The sequence below is a fragment of the Burkholderia catarinensis genome (genome assembly GCF_001883705.2).
Classification (GTDB): domain Bacteria; phylum Pseudomonadota; class Gammaproteobacteria; order Burkholderiales; family Burkholderiaceae; genus Burkholderia; species Burkholderia catarinensis.
This window is the reverse complement of sequence record NZ_MDEQ02000011.1, coordinates 246,646-264,500: the sequence shown is the minus strand read 5'-3', so window position 1 is coordinate 264,500 and position 17,855 is coordinate 246,646. Positions and strand designations below refer to the sequence as shown.

General features: G+C 65.1%; 13 protein-coding genes and 1 rRNA gene. 13 read left to right on the top strand and 1 reads right to left on the bottom strand.

Features of this window, described 5'->3' with window-relative positions:
- Window positions 1–167 precede the first annotated feature (167 nt).
- The 3 genes from rrf (at window position 168) to BFF94_RS19930 (ending at window position 4,610) form a co-directional block, all read left to right on the top strand.
- Window positions 168–280 (top strand): 5S ribosomal RNA (gene rrf, locus BFF94_RS19940).
- A gap of 444 nt (window positions 281–724) precedes the next feature.
- A complete protein-coding gene (locus tag BFF94_RS19935; protein ID WP_128842929.1) occupies window positions 725–2,800 on the top strand; it encodes a molybdopterin-containing oxidoreductase family protein in 2,076 nt (691 codons plus the stop codon).
- Window positions 2,801–2,936: 136 nt separating this feature from the next.
- On the top strand, window positions 2,937–4,610 hold the full coding sequence (locus BFF94_RS19930; protein ID WP_128842928.1) for a long-chain fatty acid--CoA ligase: 1,674 nt from the start codon (window positions 2,937–2,939) through the stop codon (window positions 4,608–4,610).
- Between the two features lie 243 nt (window positions 4,611–4,853).
- Here the strand turns inward: BFF94_RS19930 and BFF94_RS19925 are convergent, their stop codons facing one another.
- A complete protein-coding gene (locus BFF94_RS19925) occupies window positions 4,854–6,011 on the bottom strand; it encodes a porin (protein ID WP_128842927.1) in 1,158 nt (385 codons plus the stop codon).
- A 276-nt stretch (window positions 6,012–6,287) separates the two neighbouring features.
- On the opposite strand from BFF94_RS19925, the gene coq7 reads away from it, so the two are divergent.
- From coq7 to ftsW, 10 genes are all read left to right on the top strand, one after another.
- Window positions 6,288–6,914 (top strand): 2-polyprenyl-3-methyl-6-methoxy-1,4-benzoquinone monooxygenase, encoded by a 627-nt coding sequence (gene coq7, locus BFF94_RS19920; protein WP_128842926.1) that lies wholly within the window; start codon window positions 6,288–6,290, stop codon window positions 6,912–6,914.
- A gap of 386 nt (window positions 6,915–7,300) precedes the next feature.
- Window positions 7,301–7,729: a division/cell wall cluster transcriptional repressor MraZ gene (gene mraZ / locus BFF94_RS19915; protein ID WP_006487094.1), complete on the top strand. Its 429-nt coding sequence runs from the start codon at window positions 7,301–7,303 to the stop codon at window positions 7,727–7,729.
- A 23-nt stretch (window positions 7,730–7,752) separates the two neighbouring features.
- Window positions 7,753–8,694 carry a 16S rRNA (cytosine(1402)-N(4))-methyltransferase RsmH gene (gene rsmH / locus BFF94_RS19910; protein WP_128842925.1) on the top strand — a complete coding sequence of 314 codons (942 nt, stop codon included), beginning with the start codon at window positions 7,753–7,755 and terminating at the stop codon, window positions 8,692–8,694.
- A complete protein-coding gene (gene ftsL / locus BFF94_RS19905) occupies window positions 8,691–9,032 on the top strand; it encodes a cell division protein FtsL (protein ID WP_128842924.1) in 342 nt (113 codons plus the stop codon). The genes rsmH and ftsL overlap by 4 nt, the downstream gene beginning before the upstream one ends.
- The gene (locus BFF94_RS19900) at window positions 9,029–10,876 is read left to right on the top strand and encodes a peptidoglycan D,D-transpeptidase FtsI family protein (RefSeq protein WP_128842923.1); all 1,848 of its coding nucleotides are present in this window, start codon (window positions 9,029–9,031) and stop codon (window positions 10,874–10,876) included. Before ftsL ends, BFF94_RS19900 begins: the two co-directional genes overlap by 4 nt.
- A complete protein-coding gene (locus BFF94_RS19895) occupies window positions 10,873–12,411 on the top strand; it encodes a UDP-N-acetylmuramoyl-L-alanyl-D-glutamate--2,6-diaminopimelate ligase (protein WP_219139709.1) in 1,539 nt (512 codons plus the stop codon). The genes BFF94_RS19900 and BFF94_RS19895 overlap by 4 nt, the downstream gene beginning before the upstream one ends.
- Complete coding sequence (locus BFF94_RS19890) at window positions 12,408–13,814, top strand: UDP-N-acetylmuramoyl-tripeptide--D-alanyl-D-alanine ligase (RefSeq protein WP_219139708.1); 1,407 nt, start codon at window positions 12,408–12,410, stop codon at window positions 13,812–13,814. The genes BFF94_RS19895 and BFF94_RS19890 overlap by 4 nt, the downstream gene beginning before the upstream one ends.
- Window positions 13,815–13,830: 16 nt before the next feature.
- On the top strand, window positions 13,831–15,000 hold the full coding sequence (gene mraY / locus BFF94_RS19885) for a phospho-N-acetylmuramoyl-pentapeptide-transferase (RefSeq protein WP_128848023.1): 1,170 nt from the start codon (window positions 13,831–13,833) through the stop codon (window positions 14,998–15,000).
- Between the two features lie 28 nt (window positions 15,001–15,028).
- Complete coding sequence (murD, locus tag BFF94_RS19880; protein ID WP_219139707.1) at window positions 15,029–16,540, top strand: UDP-N-acetylmuramoyl-L-alanine--D-glutamate ligase; 1,512 nt, start codon at window positions 15,029–15,031, stop codon at window positions 16,538–16,540.
- Window positions 16,537–17,820, top strand: a complete 1,284-nt coding sequence (gene ftsW, locus BFF94_RS19875) for a putative lipid II flippase FtsW (RefSeq protein WP_219139706.1) — start codon at window positions 16,537–16,539, stop codon at window positions 17,818–17,820. Before murD ends, ftsW begins: the two co-directional genes overlap by 4 nt.
- Window positions 17,821–17,855 lie beyond the last annotated feature (35 nt).

Below are 17,855 nucleotides of genomic sequence, written 5' to 3'. Positions count from 1 at the left end.
TAAGGCTTGATCCTATAACAAGTCTGCCTTGTCGATCGGCGCCGTGCGAAAGCACTGGCCGCGATCCAGGCGACAGGTTGGATTCTCGTGTGTGATACACACAACTCAAAAATTACTGCTTCTTCCAAGATTGGTTGTGCTGCGAAGCAGCGCAACACCCCTCTTTGCCTGATGACCATAGCGAGTCGGTCCCACCCCTTCCCATCCCGAACAGGACCGTGAAACGACTCTACGCCGATGATAGTGCGGATTCCCGTGTGAAAGTAGGTAATCGTCAGGCTCCCTAAGCCAAGAACCCCCGCCCGAAAGGCGGGGGTTTTTGCATTGGCGCGACGGAAATGGGCGCGGGATCGGGATGGGTAGCTTGGCGGGCGCTCCCCACGTCACCCCTCCCAAGCGCAACTAATTGCGCCACTGAGTTCTCTCAATGGCCGATATCTTTTGCGATTTCTTCGCTTATTGGTCGCATTTTCGATCAAAGCCCCGATTCCTTCCTCTCCGCGTATCGATAAGTGCCGTCATGCACGACCGGCTTTCCATCGTCTACGACACGTGCGGAGTCGGCAGTGCAAATCTCTCCCTGCGAAAGACGCACATCGAAACCAAAACTCCCCGCTTCCTCAAATCGTTCTTCGGGTAAATAACCCGGAATCCGCATGAAATGAACGCTTTATTCGGCGCGTCCACGTAAAATTTGCGAATCCCCATCTCTGCATTCAAAACGATGAACGCCGCCACCCAGGTAGCCCGGGCCGTTTGCCCGCACGATTGTCCGGACACGTGCGCAATGCGTGTAACTGTCGAGAACGGCAGGGCGATCAAGGTCACGGGCGATCCCGACCATCCGCCGACACAGGGCGTGTTGTGCACGAAGGTCAGCCGATATGCCGATCGCGTTCATCATCCCGATCGTCTCACCGTCCCGCTCAAGCGCGTCGGCGCGAAGGGGGAAGGGCGCTTTGTGCCGATCAGCTGGAGCGAGGCGTTCGACGAGATCGGCCGTCGCCTCGGCGAAATCGCCGCACGCGCACCGGAAGCGATCATGCCGTACAGCTATGCGGGGACGATGGGGCTCGTGCAGGGCGAGGGCATTGCCCAGCGGTTCTTCCACAAGCTCGGCGCGTCGCGGCTCGAGCGCACGATCTGCTCGGCGGCCGGCGCAGCGGGACTGCGTTACACATATGGTGGCAGCGTCGGCATGCACCTCGAGCATTTCGAGGAAAGCGAGCTGATTCTGATCTGGGGCGCGAACCCGATCGCGTCGAGCCTGCACTTCTGGACGCGCGCGCAGGAAGCGAAGCGCCGTGGCGCGCGTCTCGTCGCCATCGACCCGTACCGCTCGCTGACGGCGGAGAAGTGCCATCAGCATATCGCGTTGAAACCGGGTACCGACGGCGCGTTTGCACTCGGCATGATGCACGTGCTGATTACCGAAGACCTGCTCGATCACGACTACATCGCCAGCCATACGCTCGGCTTCGACGCGCTCAAGGAGCGGGCGCTGTCCTATCCGCCGGAACGCGTTGCGCAGATCTGCGGTATCGACACGCCGGAGCTGGTCGAACTGGCACGTCGTTACGGCGCTACGCGCAAAGCGTCGATTCGTCTCAACTACGGCATGCAGCGCGTCCGCGGCGGCGGCAACGCCGTGCGCGCGATTGCCAGCCTGCCGGCGCTGACGGGGGCGTGGCGGGATAGGGCTGGCGGGCTGTTGCTCTCGTCGTCGGAATCCGCACCGATCAACCAGGCGGCGCTGCTGCGCCCGGATTTGATACCGGGCTGGCCGCACAAGCTGCCGCGCATCATCAACATGAACGCGATCGGTGATGCGTTGCTGCACGCAGGCGACGCAACCTTTGGGCCGAAGGTCGAAGCGGTGATCGTGTACAACTCGAATCCGGTGGCAGTCGCGCCGGATTCTTCGAAGGTCGCGGCAGGGTTTGCACGCGAGGATCTGTTCACGGTCGTTCTCGAACATTTCAAGACAGATACCGCCGATTTTGCCGATATTGTGCTGCCGGCGACCACGCAGCTGGAACATCTGGACGTCCATAAATCGTACGGCCACACCTACGTGATGGCGAACCTGCCGTCGATTCCTCCAGTGGGAGATGCGCGGCCGAACACGGAGATCTTTCGCGGCATCGCGCGAAGCATGGGGCTCGACGAGCCCGCGCTCTATCACAGCGACGAAGAGGTCGCACGCGCGGCGCTCCACTGGGACGATCCGGCGCTCGACAGCGACTGGGACACGCTGAAGCGGGTCGGCTGGCTGAAGCTCAAGCTGCCGGAGGCGCCGTTCGCGAACGGCGGGTTTCGTACGCCGTCCGGTAAGTGCGAGTTCTACAGCCCACGGCTCGAGCAGATGGGCATGGATCCCGTTCCCGACTACCTGCCGCCGTTCGAATCGGCCGAGGCTGCGCCCGAGCTCGCCGCACGCTATCCGCTCGCGATGATTTCGCCGCCGGCCCGCCACTTCCTGAACAGCACGTTCGTGAACGTCGACAGTCTGCGTACCACGGAAGGCGAGCCGCATCTTGACATGCATCCGTCCGACGCCGATGCGCGCGGCATCGCGGAGGGCGACGTCGTGCGCATCTTCAACGACCGCGGATCGATGCAGGCGCTCGCGAGAATTACCGATCGCGCGCGTGCGGGGCTCGTTGTCGGGCTGTCGATCTGGTGGAAGAAGCTGTCACCGGACGGCAGGAACGCGAACGAGGTGACGAGCCAGGCGCTGACCGACCTTGGCAATTCGGCGACCTTTTACGATTGCCTTGTGGAAGTTGAGCGAATTTGATCGAATATCACCGTATGATCAGACGAATTTCCACGGAAGTTCGAAGTGGGCATCTAACCCTGTTGTCTCGGGGCGGGCGAGCCGTTACGATGCGTTTTAGCACGATCATTCGAAAATCTGTGAGGAGACGCGCGGTATGGATAAAATTTGGCTGAAATCGTACCCCCCCGGCGTTCCAGCCGAAATTGACGCGTCTCCCTATCCGTCAGTCCCGGATCTACTCGACGAAAGCTTCCGGCAGTATCGCGACCGCACGGCGTTCGTCTGCATGGGCAAGGGCATCACGTACGGCGAACTCGACAAGCTGTCGCGCCAGTTCGGCGCGTGGCTGCAATCCCGTGGCCTTGCGCGCGGTGCGCGCGTCGCGATCATGATGCCGAACGTGCTCCAGTATCCGGTGGCGATCGCCGCGGTACTGCGCGCCGGCTATACCGTCGTCAACGTCAACCCGCTCTATACGCCGCGCGAGCTCGAACATCAATTGAAGGACAGCGGCGCGGAGGCGATCGTCATCCTCGAGAATTTCGCGTCGACGCTGCAGGCCGTCATCGCCAATACGGCCGTCAAGCATGTCGTCGTCGCGTCGATGGGCGATCTGCTGGGCATTAAGGGATGGCTCGTCAATTACGTCGTGCGCAACGTGAAAAAGATGGTGCCTGCGTGGCAGTTGCCGTCGTTCACGCGTTTCAAGGCTGCGCTGTCGGAAGGCGCGCGGCACGCGTTCAAGCCGCAGAAGATCGGTCCCGACGACGTCGCGTTCCTGCAATACACGGGCGGTACGACCGGCGTCGCGAAGGGCGCGACGCTGCTGCACCGGAACATCGTGTCGAACGTGCTGCAGGCCGGCGCCTGGCACCATCCGGCTCATGAGAAGTACCCGGAGGTGAAACAGTTCGTGACGGTCGTCGCGTTGCCGCTGTATCACGTGTTCGCACTGACCGTCTGCGGTTTCCTGACGATGCGCACGGGCGGCATGGGCATCCTGATCCCGAACCCGCGCGACATCGCCGGCATGATCAAGGAGTTGAAGGGCTATCAGATCTCGACGATTCCGGCGGTCAACACGCTGTACAACGCGCTGCTGAACCATCCCGAATTCAATCAGCTCGACCTGTCGAAGCTCGTGATCGCCAACGGCGGCGGCATGGCGATCCAGGAAGGTGTCGCGAAGCGCTGGTATGAAAAGACCCATACCGCGATCATCGAAGGATACGGGCTGTCCGAAACGTCGCCGGTGGCGACCTGCAATCCCGTGACGGCGACCGAATACAGCGGGACGATCGGTCTGCCGCTGCCGTCGACCGAAGTCGCGATCCGCGACGATGCCGGCAACGACGTCGCGCTGGGCGAGCCCGGCGAGATCTGCATCCGCGGGCCTCAGGTGATGGCCGGCTACTGGAACCGGCCGGACGAGACCGCGATGGTCATGTTCCCGGACGGCTTCTTCAAGACGGGCGACGTCGGCGTGATGGATGCGCGCGGCTATGTCAAGATCGTCGACCGGAAGAAGGACATGATCCTCGTATCGGGCTTCAACGTGTATCCGAACGAAGTCGAGGACGTGGTGGCGTCGCATCCGGGCGTGTTCGAGGTGGCTGCGGTCGGCGTGCCGGACGAGCATTCCGGCGAAGCCGTGAAGCTGTTCGTCGTGAAGAAGGATCCGGCACTCACCGACAAGGACATCCTTGCCTACTGCAAGGAGCGGCTCACCGGGTACAAGCGGCCGAAACTGGTCGAGTTCCGAACGGAGCTGCCAAAAACGAACGTCGGCAAGATCCTGCGGCGCGAGTTGCGCGACGGACGCGCGTAACGGCGCGGTTGAACTAAAGAGGCCCGGCTTGTGCCGGGCTTTTTTGCGACTGCGGATCGGGCGACTTTTTTCCCGCAGGGGCCGGCGGCGGATGTGCGTTTCGACGCAGCGGGCGGACCCGGCACCCCGCGGCGAGCGCAACGCGACTTGCCCGTTTTCCGCCCCCAATCTTGCTGCAGCGCCGGAAAAGAAAAAGGCGCCCGAAGGCGCCTTCAATATGCTGCGGCTTGTCAGGCAAGCTGATTAGAACTTGTGACGGATGCCGACGCGCGCTGCGACCTGGTTGCTGGTGCTCGACCCTGCGAGACCGTTGATCGCTGCCGTTGCCTTCAGGACGTTGCCGTTCGCGTCGAGCACGTTGCCCGATGCGTGCTGGTACACGCCGATCACGTAGACGTCCGTGCGCTTCGACAGGAAGTAGTCGACGCCCAGCGAGCCCTGGTGGTACTTGGCTGCCGAGTTGCCGTCGATCTTGCTGCCTTGCGTGTAGTCGTACGCTGCGCCGAGAATCAGCGCCGGGGTCAACTGATACTTGAAGTTGATTTCGCCGTTGTTGAACGTCGCGGTCTGGTTCACGAACGGGCCTGCCGAGAAGCCCTTGAACTTCGTGTTCGAGTACGTCGCGCCGATCGTCGCTGCGCCGAACGTGTAGGCGCCGCCTGCACCGATGACCTGGTACGTGTTCGCGTTGTTCGCGTACGCGCCGTAGACCGGCGACGATACAGCCGTCGTTGCAGCCGTCGAACCGTTGTTGAACATGCCGCCGAAGTTGCCCGGCGTGCGTGCGTTCAAGTAGCCGACGCCCAAGACCAGCGGGCCGTTGTTGTAGCCTGCGCCGAGCGACCAGACCTGGTTCTTCGAGAACTGGCCTGCCTGGCCGCCGAAGCTGTACAGGCCGCCGAACGTGAAGCCGGCGAAGCTCTGGCTCGTGAACTTGACCGCGTTGTTCACGCGATAGGCGTTGTTGAAGTTGTCGAGGTCGCCCGGGTGAGCGGCGATGTAGCCGCCCCACTGGTCACCTGCCTCGAGCGGGCCGACGAAGTCGACGACGGAGTCGTACTGACGACCCAGCGTGACCGTACCGTACTGGCTCGACAGGCCGACGTAAGCCTGGCGGCCGAACATCAGGCCGCCCTGACCGAGCTTGCCGCTGTTCACGTCAAAACCGTTTTCGAGGGTGAAGATCGCCTTCAGGCCGCCACCGAGGTCTTCGGTGCCGCGCAGGCCGAAGCGGCTGCCTTGCATCACGCCGCTGGCCATGCTGTACAGGTGCTTGCCGCCCGCGTTGTTGTTGAAAAGCAGGCCTTCATCGATGATGCCGTAAAGCGTCACGCTGCTTTGCGCATGAGCGGCGCCAGCGAACGCACCCAGCGCGACGAGCGCGAGAAGCGACTTTTTCATTAACGGATCTCCAAGAATCACTGAATTTTTTTGGCGGGGCGGATAGTTATGTTCTGTCGGCGGGCCCCTTCAACTTCGCAAGAAGTCGGACGTAATGTAGCAAAACCGTTTTTTGCCACAAAGCGAAATGCCGCACCTCAAGGTAGCCATGTTTCCTTTATGCAACAATGGTTAAAATCACGGGTTAACCGCAATTTCCGCTGAATAATCAAGTCGGTTACGCAGCGGACTCGTGCCCTTGCCGCTCGCGGCGGCACATGCAGCCAGGAGAACAGGATGGTGTTGGATGAATTGATCAGCGAGTTCGATCGCGGCCTGCGATCGCTGACCGGCATTAGCCGGATGAGCCGCCCGGTGCCCGTACCGGCCGAGGCGCCGGCCGTCGAGCTGACGCCCGCGGAGCGTACGCATGCCGCCGGGCTGATGCGCGTGAATCATGTCGGCGAAGTCTGTGCGCAGGCGCTCTACCAGGCGCAGAAACTCACCGCGCGCACGGCGTCGGCGAAGGCGATGTTCGAGGAGGCTGCGCGCGAGGAGGAGGACCACCTCGCATGGACCGCGCACCGCCTGAAGGAGCTCGATTCGCGCCCGAGCCTGCTGAACCCGCTGTGGTATGCCGGCGCGCTCGCGATCGGCGTGGCAGCCGGCACGCTTGGCGACAAGGTCAGCCTCGGCTTCATGGCCGAGACGGAACGGCAGGTCGAGAGCCATCTCGAAGGCCATATGTCCGAACTGCCGGCGGCCGACACGACGTCGCGCGCGATCGTCGACCAGATGCGTATCGACGAGGTGAAACACGGCAAGGCAGCGACCGACGCAGGCGGGATCGAGTTGCCGCTGCCCGCGCGGATGCTGATGCGCGCCGCGTCGAAAGTCATGACGAGCACTGCGTACTATCTCTGAGATTCGCGCCGGGGTGGCGTGGGACGCCGCCCCGGTCCGCCACCCCCGATATCGCCCGTACACTCCTCGTTTTCCCGCCCCCGAAAGCCCCGCCCGCACATCTGTCTGGCCCATCTTTCTCACGTATCACCTTCACAAGTTGCACTAGCTCATTCATTTATAACGGTTTTTGGTATGAAGGGCCGCATGAGCATGTGCGCGTAAGTCCTTGTTCTAACTAACAAAATTCGTCAAAAAAGCAGGTCGCTCCCTTGACCGTGCCACACCCTTCCTCTAAAGTGGGAGACAGTGTGAGAAAGTGTATTTTTGTGTGATTTAGCAGGCTGTTCCGGCTAAATTCTCAGCATTGGGCGGGTGCTTCGGTGCCCTGAACGGGAGAGCGGAAAGTGTTCCAAGGGGCGTCGGCGCTGACGCTCGATGCGAAAGGGCGGATGTCGGTGCCGGCTCGCTATCGCGAAGCGCTGCAAGGACAGGCAGAAGGACGGGTGACTGTGACCAAGCACCCGGACGGCTGCCTGTTGCTGTTTCCGCGCCCCGAATGGGAAGTGTTCCGCGCCAAGATCGCCGCGCTGCCGATGGACGCGCACTGGTGGCGGCGAATTTTTCTCGGCAATGCGATGGATGTCGATCTCGACAGCGCGGGCCGGATTCTTGTATCGCCCGAGCTGCGCATGGCAGCCGGACTGGAAAAGGAAGTCATGTTGTTGGGAATGGGTAGTCACTTCGAGCTGTGGGATTCGCAGACCTACAACGCGAAGGAGCAGGCAGCGATGGCGCAGGGCATGCCCGACGCGCTGAAGAATTTCACATTCTGATTGCGGTGACGGAGACGCCCGCGATGGGAAACGAATTGCGGCATCGGACGGTGCTGTTGGATGAGGCGGTCGAGTCGCTCGTGACGCGGCCGGACGGCGTTTATGTCGACGGCACGTTCGGGCGGGGCGGTCACAGCCGCGCGGTGCTCGCGCGGCTGGGGCCGGCCGGGCGGCTGATCGCGTTCGACAAGGATCCGAGAGCGATCGAGACGGCGCAGGGCATCGAGGATGCGCGCTTCTCGATCGTGCATGACAGCTTTGCATCGATGCGCGACGCGCTTGCGGCGCGCGGCGTCGAGAAGGTGTCGGGTGTGTTGCTGGACCTGGGCGTGTCCTCGCCGCAGGTGGACGATCCGGCGCGCGGCTTCAGCTTCCGCGCCGATGGTCCGCTGGACATGCGAATGGATCCGACGCGCGGCGAGTCGGCGGCCGAATGGCTCGCACGGGTTTCGGTGCAGGAATTGACGGAGGTGATACGGGATTATGGGGAAGAACGGTTTGCTTTTCAGATTGCAAAGGCGCTTGTTGCTCGCCGGGCAGAGTCCGACCGTCTTGGGCCTCTCGACACCACGGGCGAGCTTGCCCAAATCGTGGGTCACGTCGTCAAAACCCGTGAGAAGGGCAAGGATCCGGCAACCCGCACCTTTCAGGCTATACGGATTCACGTCAATCAAGAGCTTGCGGACCTGCAAGTCGTACTAGACGCGGCACTGTCGTTGCTGGATCAAGGGGGGCGGCTGGTGGTCATCAGCTTTCATTCACTCGAGGACCGGATCGTCAAGCGATTCATGCAGGCGCACGCGAGTGCGCCTGCTGTCGATCGTCGCCTGCCGATCCGTGCCGTCGACCTCCCGAGCCCGCCGCTCAAGATCATCCGCCGCCAGTTTCCGAGTGAAGCCGAGGTTGCGGCGAATCCTCGTGCCCGCTCGGCCGTGATGCGCATTGCGGAGCGCGTCACGCCATGAGCCGCTTCAATATCTTCCTGCTGATCATCGTGATGGGCTGCGCGCTGTCGGTCGTCAACTCGACGAACCAGCAGCGCCAGATCTTCATCCAGCTGCAGCGCGCGCAGTCGCAGGAGCGTCAGCTCCAGCAGGACTACGCGCAGCTTCAATATCAGCAGAGCGCGCTGTCGAAGACGTCGCGCATCGAGCAGCTCGCGAACGATTCGCTGAAGATGCAGCCGATCACGACCGGCCGCACGCAATACCTGACGCTGCCGCCGGGCGCCGCGAAGGCGATCGACGCGCCGATTCCGGCTTCGGCCGACACGGACGGCAAGGGCAAGGGGGGCGCGCGATGAAGCCGTCCCAGAAGCGCCAGAACGTGAAATTCTCGTCGAGCCCCGTGCTGGGCGTGCATCTGCCGATGTGGCGCTCGAAGCTCGTCGTGTTCATGCTGTTCATGGCGTTCGTCGCGCTCACCGCGCGGGCGTTCTGGATCCAGGGGCCCGGCAACGCGTTCTACCAGAAGCAGGGCGAAAGCCGCTACCAGCGCACGCTCGAGTTGCCCGCGACGCGCGGCAAGATCCTCGACCGTAACGGGCTCGTGCTCGCGACGAGCCTGCCCGTGCGTGCGATCTGGGCAATTCCCGACGCGGTGCCGGACGATCTCGACGCCGACAAGGTCAACCAGCTCGGCAAGCTCCTCGGCATGACCCCGAAGGAACTGCGCGTGAAGCTGTCGGAAGACAAGGGTTTCGTCTATGTAAAGCGCCAGGTGCCGATCGACATCGCGGACAAGGTCGCCGCGCTCGACATTCCCGGTATCTATCAGCGCAACGAATACAAGCGCTTCTATCCGGAAGGCGAGATCACCGCTCACCTGATCGGCTTCACGAACGTCGAGGACGAGGGGCAGGAAGGCGTCGAGCTGGGCGACCAGAAGATGCTGTCCGGCACGTCGGGCGTGCGTCGCGTGATCAAGGACCGGATGGGGCATATCGTCGAGGACGTCGCCGAGCAGATCCCGCCGCACAACGGAACCGACGTCGACCTGTCGATCGACAGCAAGATCCAGTACATCGCGTACGCGAACCTGAAGGCCGCCGTCGAGAAGTTCAAGGCGAAGGCCGGTGCGGCGATGGTCGTCGACGTGCGCACCGGCGAGGTGCTCGCGCTCGTCAACTACCCGACGTACAACCCGAACGACCGTTCGCGCATGACGGGCGAGCAGTTGCGCAACCGGATCATGACCGACGTGTTCGAGCCGGGCTCGATCATGAAGCCGTTCACGGTGTCGCTCGCGCTCGACCTGCATCGCGTGACGCCGAACACGCTCGTCGAGACGGGCAACGGGCACTTCGTGCTTGACGGCGCGCCGATCACCGACGACGCGGGTTTCGGCACGCTGACGGTCGGCGGCGTGATCCAGAAGTCGAGCAACATCGGCGCGACGAAGATCGCGATGACGATGCGGCCCGAGGAAATGTGGAATATGTATACGAGCATCGGCCTCGGCCAGGCGCCGAAGGTCGGGTTCCCGGGCGCGGTGGCCGGCCGCCTGCGTCCGTGGAAGAGCTGGCGTCGCATCGAGCAGGCGACGATGTCGTACGGTTACGGCCTGTCGGTGTCGCTGTTCCAGCTCGCACGTGCATACACGGCGATCGCGCACGACGGCGAACTGATGCCCGTAACCATTTTCAAGACCGACCCCAACCAGCAGGTGGCGGGCACGCAGGTGTTCAACCCGACCACCGCGCGCGAGGTGCGCACGATGCTCGAGACGGTGGTGTCGCCGGGTGGCACGTCGCCGGATGCAGCCGTGCCGGGCTATCGCGTCGGCGGCAAGAGCGGTACCGCATACAAGCATGAAGGCCACGGCTATACGCGCAAGTATCGTGCGTCGTTCGTCGGCATGGCGCCGATGCCGAACCCGCGCATCGTCGTTGCGGTGTCGGTCGACGAACCGACCGCCGGCAGCCACTTCGGCGGCGCGGTGTCGGGCCCCGTATTCTCGGCGATCGCGGGCGACACGATGCGTGCGCTGAACGTGCCGCCGAACATGCCGATCAAGCAGCTCGTCGTGTCTGACGATTCGCCGGCAGCACCTGCCGCAGCGGGGCCGCAAAAGCTGGCCGCGGGCAGCGGTGCGAAGCATATGATCGTGTCCAGCACGACGCGTAATTCACCAGGAGTTGTTCGATGAGCGCCGCCCGCAGTTCCCACCCGGCGCATCAGCAGATCGCAGCCGCGCTTGCGTGGCTGCGTCAGCATGTGGCCCCCGCAGCGCAACTGCATGCCGACACGCGCAGCCTCAAGGCCGGCGACGTGTTTCTCGCGTATGCGGTCGACGGGGCAGACAACCGCGCCTTCATGGTCGACGCCGTCGCACGCGGTGCGGTCGCCGTGCTTTATCAGCCGGAAGGGCTGGCTGCTGCGCCGGCCGTGCCCGTCGCGCTCGCGGTGCCGGCGCTCGACCAGCTCGCCGGCGAGATCGCCAGCGGCTGGTACGGCGATCCGAGCGACAGCCTGCTCGCGGTGGGCGTGACCGGCACGAACGGCAAGACCTCGTGCACGCAATGGATCGCCGCCGCATTGACGGCACTGCACCAGCCGTGCGCGGTGATCGGCACGCTCGGCAGCGGGATGCCCGGCCAGCTCGTGCCGACGGGTTTCACGACACCCGACGCGCCGCAACTGCAGCGCAGCCTCGCGCAGTTGCGCGACGCGGGTGCGAAGGCCGTGGCGATGGAGGTGTCGTCGCACGCGCTGCACCAGGGGCGCGTGAACGGTACGGCATTCGACATCGCGGTGTTTACGAACCTCACGCAGGATCACCTCGACTATCACGGCACGTTCGATGCGTACGAGACCGCGAAGGCGAAGCTGTTCGCATGGCGCGGCCTGCGCGCGGCGGTCGTCAACCGCGACGATGCGGCCGGCCAACGCCTGCTCGAGAAACTGGCCGGCCGGGTACGCACGATTGCATACGGGATCGGCGACGCACCGGCGCCCGACGCCGATCGTGAACTGGTCGCGCTCGACGTGCGCGCCACCGCGACCGGCACCGCATTCCGCCTGCGTTCGTCGTGGGGCGACGCGGACGTCGAGGTCGGCACGCTCGGCACGTTCAACGTCAGCAACCTGCTCGCGGTGCTCGGCTCGCTGCTCGTGGCCGACGTGCCGTTCGATGCGGCACTCGCCGAGATCGAACGGCTCGAGTCCGTCAACGGCCGGATGCAGCGGCTCGGCGGCCGGCTGCAGAACGACGAACCGCTCGTCGTGATCGACTACGCACACACGCCCGACGCGCTCGAGAAGACGCTCGACGCGCTGCGTCCGATCGCCACGGCGCGCGGCGGCCGGCTCGTCTGCATGTTCGGCTGCGGCGGCGATCGCGATGCGACGAAGCGACCGCTGATGGGTGCGATCGCGGAACGGTTCGCGGACGAAATCGTCGTCACCAGCGACAACCCGCGCAGCGAAGATCCGCAGCGCATCATCGATCAGATCGTCGCGGGCATGAGCGCGCCCGATCACGCACGCCGTATCGAGGATCGCGCAAGTGCGATCCTGCAGGCCGTGCGCGGCGCCGCACGCGAGGATGTCGTCGTGCTGGCCGGCAAGGGGCACGAGGCCACGCAGGAAATCATGGGCAAGAAGCGCACGTTCTCCGATCAGGATCATGCGCGGCTCGCCCTTGCGGCACGCGCGACGCACGGCAAGGGAGGCGGCGAATGACGATGCTCAGTCTCGGCGAAGCCGCTCGCCTGATCCCCGGTGCAACCGTCCACGGCGATGCGGGCGTCACGTTCGACCGCGTGTCGACGGACAGCCGCACGGTCGGCCCGGGCGACCTGTTCGTCGCCCTGAAAGGCGAGCGCTTCGATGCGCACGACTTCCTCGGCGATGTCGCGGCGCGCGGCGCTGCCGCAGCGCTGGTCGCGCACGTGCCGGCCGGCGTCGCGATGCCGGCGATCGAGGGCGGTGAAACGCGTGCCGCGCTCGGCGCGCTCGCGCACGGGTGGCGCAAACGATTCCCGCTGCCGCTCGTCGCGGTGACGGGCAGCAACGGCAAGACGACCGTCAAGGAAATGATCGCGTCGATCTTCGCGGCGGCGGTCGGTGCCGACGCGCGGCTCGCGACGGCCGGCAACCTGAATAACGATGTCGGCTTGCCGCTGACGCTGCTGCGCCTGTCGGCCGTGCATCGGCTGGCGGTGATCGAACTCGGGATGAACCACCCGGGCGAGACCGAAATCCTCGCGCGCCTCGCGGCGCCGACGGTCGCGCTCGTCAACAACGCGCAGCGCGAGCACCAGGAATTCATGGCGACGGTCGAAGCGGTCGCGCTCGAACACGCGGCCGTGATACACGCGCTGCCGCCGGACGGCGTCGCGGTGTTCCCGGCCGACGATGCGTATGCGGGCATCTGGCGCGTCGCGGCGACCGGCAACCGGATCCTCGATTTCGCGCTGCACGATGCCGAACGGCAGAACGACGCGCAGGTCACGGGTCGTCTTCACGGCGGCGAACTCGCGATCGACACGCCGGCGGGCGCCGTCACGGTGCGGCTGCGCGCGCTCGGCGAGCACAACGCGCGCAACGCGCTGGCCGCGGCCGCCGCGGCGCTGGGCGCCGGCGTCGCGCTGTCGGCGATCAGGCAGGGCCTCGAATCGTTCGAGCCGGTCAAGGGCCGGCTGCAGGTGAGGCCGGCGGTCGCAGGCAGCCTCGCGGGCGCGACGGTCGTCGACGATACGTACAACGCGAATCCCGATTCGATGCGTGCCGCGATCGACGTGCTCGCCGCGCAACCGGCGCCGCGCGTGCTGGTGATCGGCGACATGGGCGAGGTCGGCGACGAAGGGCCGGCATTCCATCGCGAGATCGGCGCATACGCGCGCGAGCGCGGGATCGACGCGCTGTTCGCGCTCGGCGACGCGTCGCGCGACGCCTGTACGGCATACGGCGACACGGCCCGCCATTTCGGCGACGTCGGCGCGCTCGTGTCGGCGCTGCTCGCGGCGGGTTACGGCGCGCAGGCGACGGTGCTCGTGAAGGGCTCGCGGTACATGAAGATGGAGCGCGTGGTCGACGCGCTGACGAACCAACCCGCGGCGGGCACGGCGCCCGCTGCACACTGAGTAGAAGGAAGGAAGCATGCTGCTGGCGCTGGCGCAATGGCTGCAAGGAGACGCAAGCTTTTTGCGCTTGTTCACGTACCTCACGTTCCGTGCGGTGATGGCTACCATCACCGCGCTCGGGATCGGGCTCGTGTGCGGACCGTGGGTGATCCGCAAGCTGACGCAAATGAAGGTCGGGCAGGCCGTGCGCAAGGACGGCCCGCAGACGCACCTCGTCAAGTCCGGCACGCCGACGATGGGCGGCGTGCTGATCCTGATCGGCATCGCGGTCGCGACGCTGCTGTGGGGCGACCTGACGAACCGCTTCATCTGGATCGTGATGCTCGTCACGTTCGGTTTCGGCGTGATCGGCTGGGTCGACGATTACCGCAAGGTCGTCCACAAGGACCCGCGCGGGATGTCGTCGCGCGAGAAGTATTTCTGGCAGTCGGTGATCGGGCTGTTCGCGGCCGTCTACCTCGCATTCAGCGTGTCCGAGGCGAACAACGTGCGCGTGTTCGACCTGTTCATGGCGTGGGTGCGCAGCGGCCTGTCGATGGGGCTGCCGGCACGGGCCGACCTGATGCTGCCGTTCCTGAAGTCGATCAGCTACCCGCTCGGCGTGTGGGGTTTCATCGTGCTGACCTACTTCGTGATCGTCGGCGCGAGCAACGCGGTGAACCTGACCGACGGCCTCGACGGCCTCGTGATCATGCCGGTCGTGCTGGTCGGCGGGGCGCTCGGTGTGTTCGCGTACGTGATGGGCAGCGCGGTCTATTCAAAATACCTGCTATTCCCGCACATTCCGGGCGCGGGCGAACTGCTGATCTTCTGTTCCGCGATGGGCGGGGCAGGGCTCGCGTTCCTCTGGTACAACACGCACCCGGCGCAGGTCTTCATGGGCGACGTCGGCGCGCTGGCGCTCGGCGGCGCGCTCGGCACGGTCGCGGTGATCGTCCGCCAGGAAATCGTGCTGTTCATCATGGGCGGCATCTTCGTCGCGGAAACGCTGTCGGTGATGCTGCAGGTTTCGTGGTTCAAGTACACGAAAAAGCGCTACGGCGAAGGGCGACGCCTGCTGAAGATGGCGCCGCTGCATCATCATTTCGAATTGTCCGGCTGGAAGGAAACGCAGGTGGTGGTGCGTTTCTGGATCATCACGCTGATGCTGTGCCTGTTCGGTCTGACCACCCTCAAGCTGCGGTAAAGGAAAGGTAACAAGGATGTCTGGCGAGATGTTTGGAGATCGGCAACGGCCGATGGTGCTCGTACTGGGGCTCGGGGAATCGGGTCTCGCGATCGCGCGATGGTGCGCGAGGCACGGGTGCCGGCTGCGAATTGCCGATACTCGCGAGGCACCGCCGAACCTTGCCGCGCTGCAGGCCGAAGGCATCGATGCGGAATTCGTCGGCGGGGCGTTCGCGCCCGCGCTGCTCGACGGCGGCGTCGAGATCGTCGGGCTGAGCCCCGGGCTGTCGCCGCTCGAGCCGGAACTCGCGGCGCTGGTCGCGGCGGCGAACGAGCGCGGAATCGCGGTGTGGGGCGAGCTGGAATTCTTCGCGCAGGCGCTGCGCGCGCTCGGCACGAGCGGCTACCAGCCGAAGGTGCTTGCGATCACGGGTACCAACGGCAAGACGACGACGACGAGCCTCACGGGCCTGCTGTGCCAGCGCTCGGGCAAGAAGGTCGCCGTCGCGGGCAACATCAGCCCTGCGATGCTCGACCGGCTCGCGAGCGCGATCGACGAAACGGCGCTGCCCGACGTGTGGGTGCTCGAACTGTCGAGCTTCCAGCTCGAGACTGCGCGCACGTTCGCGCCCGACGCGGCCGCGATCCTCAACATCACGCAGGACCACCTCGACTGGCACGGCAGCTTCGATGCGTATGCCAAGGCAAAGGGCCGGATCTTCGGCGCGACGACGACGCGCGTGCTGAACCGCGACGACGCCGCCGTGATGAAGTTCGCACCGGTGGCCGGCGCAGCCGATGCGCCGCGCACGGTCACGTTCGGCCTGCACGAACCGGTGCAGGGCGGCGATTACGGTCTGTCGCGCGACAACGGCATCGCGTGGCTGGTGGAAGCCTTCGATCGCGACGCGCCGGATGAAGCCACGACGAGCCGCCGGCGCAAGCGCGACGCCGCGCATACGCCCGACATCGCGCAGAAGCGTCTGATGCCGGCTGACGCGCTGCGCATCCGCGGGCTGCACAACGCGGCGAATGCGCTGGCCGCGTTCGCGCTCGCGCGTGCGATCGACTTGCCGGCCGCGCCGCTGCTGCACGCGCTGCGCGAATACCGCGGCGAAGCGCATCGCGTCGAAGTAATCGCGACGATCGACGATGTGGACTACGTCGACGACAGCAAGGGAACGAACGTCGGTGCGACGGTTGCCGCGCTCGACGGGCTCGCGCAGAAGATCGTGCTGATCGCGGGCGGCGATGGCAAGGGCCAGGATTTCGCGCCGCTGGTCGCGCCGGTCGCGCGCTGGTGCCGTGCGGTGATGCTGATCGGCCGCGACGCCTCGGCGATCCGCGACACGCTCGCCGAAACGGGCGTGCCGCTCGCCGACCACGCGACGCTCGAAGGCGCGGTGCACGCTGCGGCCGACCTGGCGGAGCCGGGTGACGCGGTGCTGCTGTCGCCCGCGTGCGCGAGCCTCGACATGTTCAGGAACTATGCCCATCGCGCGGATGTGTTCCGCGCGGCGGTCGACGAAATCGCCATCGACAAAGGAGCGACGCCATGAGCTGGTCCGATCGCCTCGTCTCCCGTTTCAACGACCGGCGCGATGCCGGCGGCAACGCCGCGGGCGGCCGCGTCGCGTCGGCCACGCGCGCCGCGACGGGCGGCCTCGCGAGCGTCGTCAACGGCGTGCGTCCGAGCCGTTCGCGGATGCTCGACTTCGACTATTCGCTGCTGTGGGTGGCGATCGCGCTGCTCGGGCTCGGCGTCGTGATGGTGTATTCGGCGTCGATCGCGATGCCCGATTCGCCGAAATACGCGTCGTATCACGATTACGCATTCTTGATGCGCCACTGCGTGTCGCTCGGCGTCGCGTTCATCGCGGCGGTGATCGCGTTCCGTGTGCCGGTGTCGACGTGGGACAAGTACGCGCCGCATCTCTTCCTGATTGCGCTCGTCAGCCTCGTGATCGTGCTGATTCCGCACGTCGGCAAGGGCGTGAACGGTGCGCGCCGCTGGATTCCGCTCGGCATCACGAACATGCAGCCGTCGGAAATCATGAAGCTCGCGGTGACGATCTACGCGGCGAACTACACGGTGCGCAAGCAGGAATACATGCAGAGCTTCGCGAAGGGCTTCCTGCCGATGGCGTTCGCGGTCGGCCTGGTCGGCGCGCTGCTGCTGCTCGAGCCGGACATGGGCGCGTTCATGGTCGTCGCCGCGATCGCGATGGGCGTGCTGTTCCTCGGCGGTGTGAACGGCAAGCTGTTCGGCGGCCTGGTCGCGACGGCGGTCGGCACGTTCACGATGCTGGTGTGGCTGTCGCCGTGGCGTCGCGAGCGGATCTTCGCGTATCTCGATCCGTGGGACGAGCGCTACGCGCAGGGCAAGGCCTACCAGCTCACGCACTCGCTGATCGCGTTCGGCCGCGGCGAGTGGTTCGGCGTCGGTCTCGGCGGCAGCGTCGAGAAGCTGAACTACCTGCCGGAAGCGCATACCGACTTCATCCTCGCGGTGATCGGCGAGGAGCTCGGCTTCGTCGGCGTGCTGGTCGTGATCCTGCTGTTCTACTGGATCGTGCGCCGCGCGTTCGAGATCGGCCGCCAGGCGCTCGCGCTCGATCGCACGTTCGCGGGCCTGATGGCGAAGGGTATCGGCATCTGGTTCGGCGCGCAGACGTTCATCAACATGGGCGTGAACCTCGGGCTGCTGCCGACCAAGGGCCTGACGCTGCCGCTCGTGAGCTACGGCGGCTCCGGCATTCTGCTGAACTGCGTCTCGCTCGCGGTGCTGTTGCGGGTCGACTATGAAAATCGCGTACTGATGCGGGGAGGGAAGGTATGACCTCCCCGCGTCAGTACGCGATTTCGGCGAAGGCT

What these genes read in the sequence shown, in the direction of transcription:
- BFF94_RS19935 (WP_128842929.1), top strand. Translation starts at nt 725, where the DNA reads ATGAACGCCGCCACCCAGGTAGCCCGGGCCGTTTGCCCGCACGATTGT.
- BFF94_RS19930 (WP_128842928.1), top strand. Translation starts at nt 2,937, where the DNA reads ATGGATAAAATTTGGCTGAAATCGTACCCCCCCGGCGTTCCAGCCGAA.
- BFF94_RS19925 (WP_128842927.1), bottom strand. Translation starts at nt 6,011, where the DNA reads ATGAAAAAGTCGCTTCTCGCGCTCGTCGCGCTGGGTGCGTTCGCTGGC.
- coq7 (WP_128842926.1), top strand. Translation starts at nt 6,288, where the DNA reads ATGGTGTTGGATGAATTGATCAGCGAGTTCGATCGCGGCCTGCGATCG.
- rsmH (WP_128842925.1), top strand. Translation starts at nt 7,753, where the DNA reads ATGGGAAACGAATTGCGGCATCGGACGGTGCTGTTGGATGAGGCGGTC.
- ftsL (WP_128842924.1), top strand. Translation starts at nt 8,691, where the DNA reads ATGAGCCGCTTCAATATCTTCCTGCTGATCATCGTGATGGGCTGCGCG.
- BFF94_RS19900 (WP_128842923.1), top strand. Translation starts at nt 9,029, where the DNA reads ATGAAGCCGTCCCAGAAGCGCCAGAACGTGAAATTCTCGTCGAGCCCC.
- BFF94_RS19895 (WP_219139709.1), top strand. Translation starts at nt 10,873, where the DNA reads ATGAGCGCCGCCCGCAGTTCCCACCCGGCGCATCAGCAGATCGCAGCC.
- BFF94_RS19890 (WP_219139708.1), top strand. Translation starts at nt 12,408, where the DNA reads ATGACGATGCTCAGTCTCGGCGAAGCCGCTCGCCTGATCCCCGGTGCA.
- mraY (WP_128848023.1), top strand. Translation starts at nt 13,831, where the DNA reads ATGCTGCTGGCGCTGGCGCAATGGCTGCAAGGAGACGCAAGCTTTTTG.
- murD (WP_219139707.1), top strand. Translation starts at nt 15,029, where the DNA reads ATGTTTGGAGATCGGCAACGGCCGATGGTGCTCGTACTGGGGCTCGGG.
- ftsW (WP_219139706.1), top strand. Translation starts at nt 16,537, where the DNA reads ATGAGCTGGTCCGATCGCCTCGTCTCCCGTTTCAACGACCGGCGCGAT.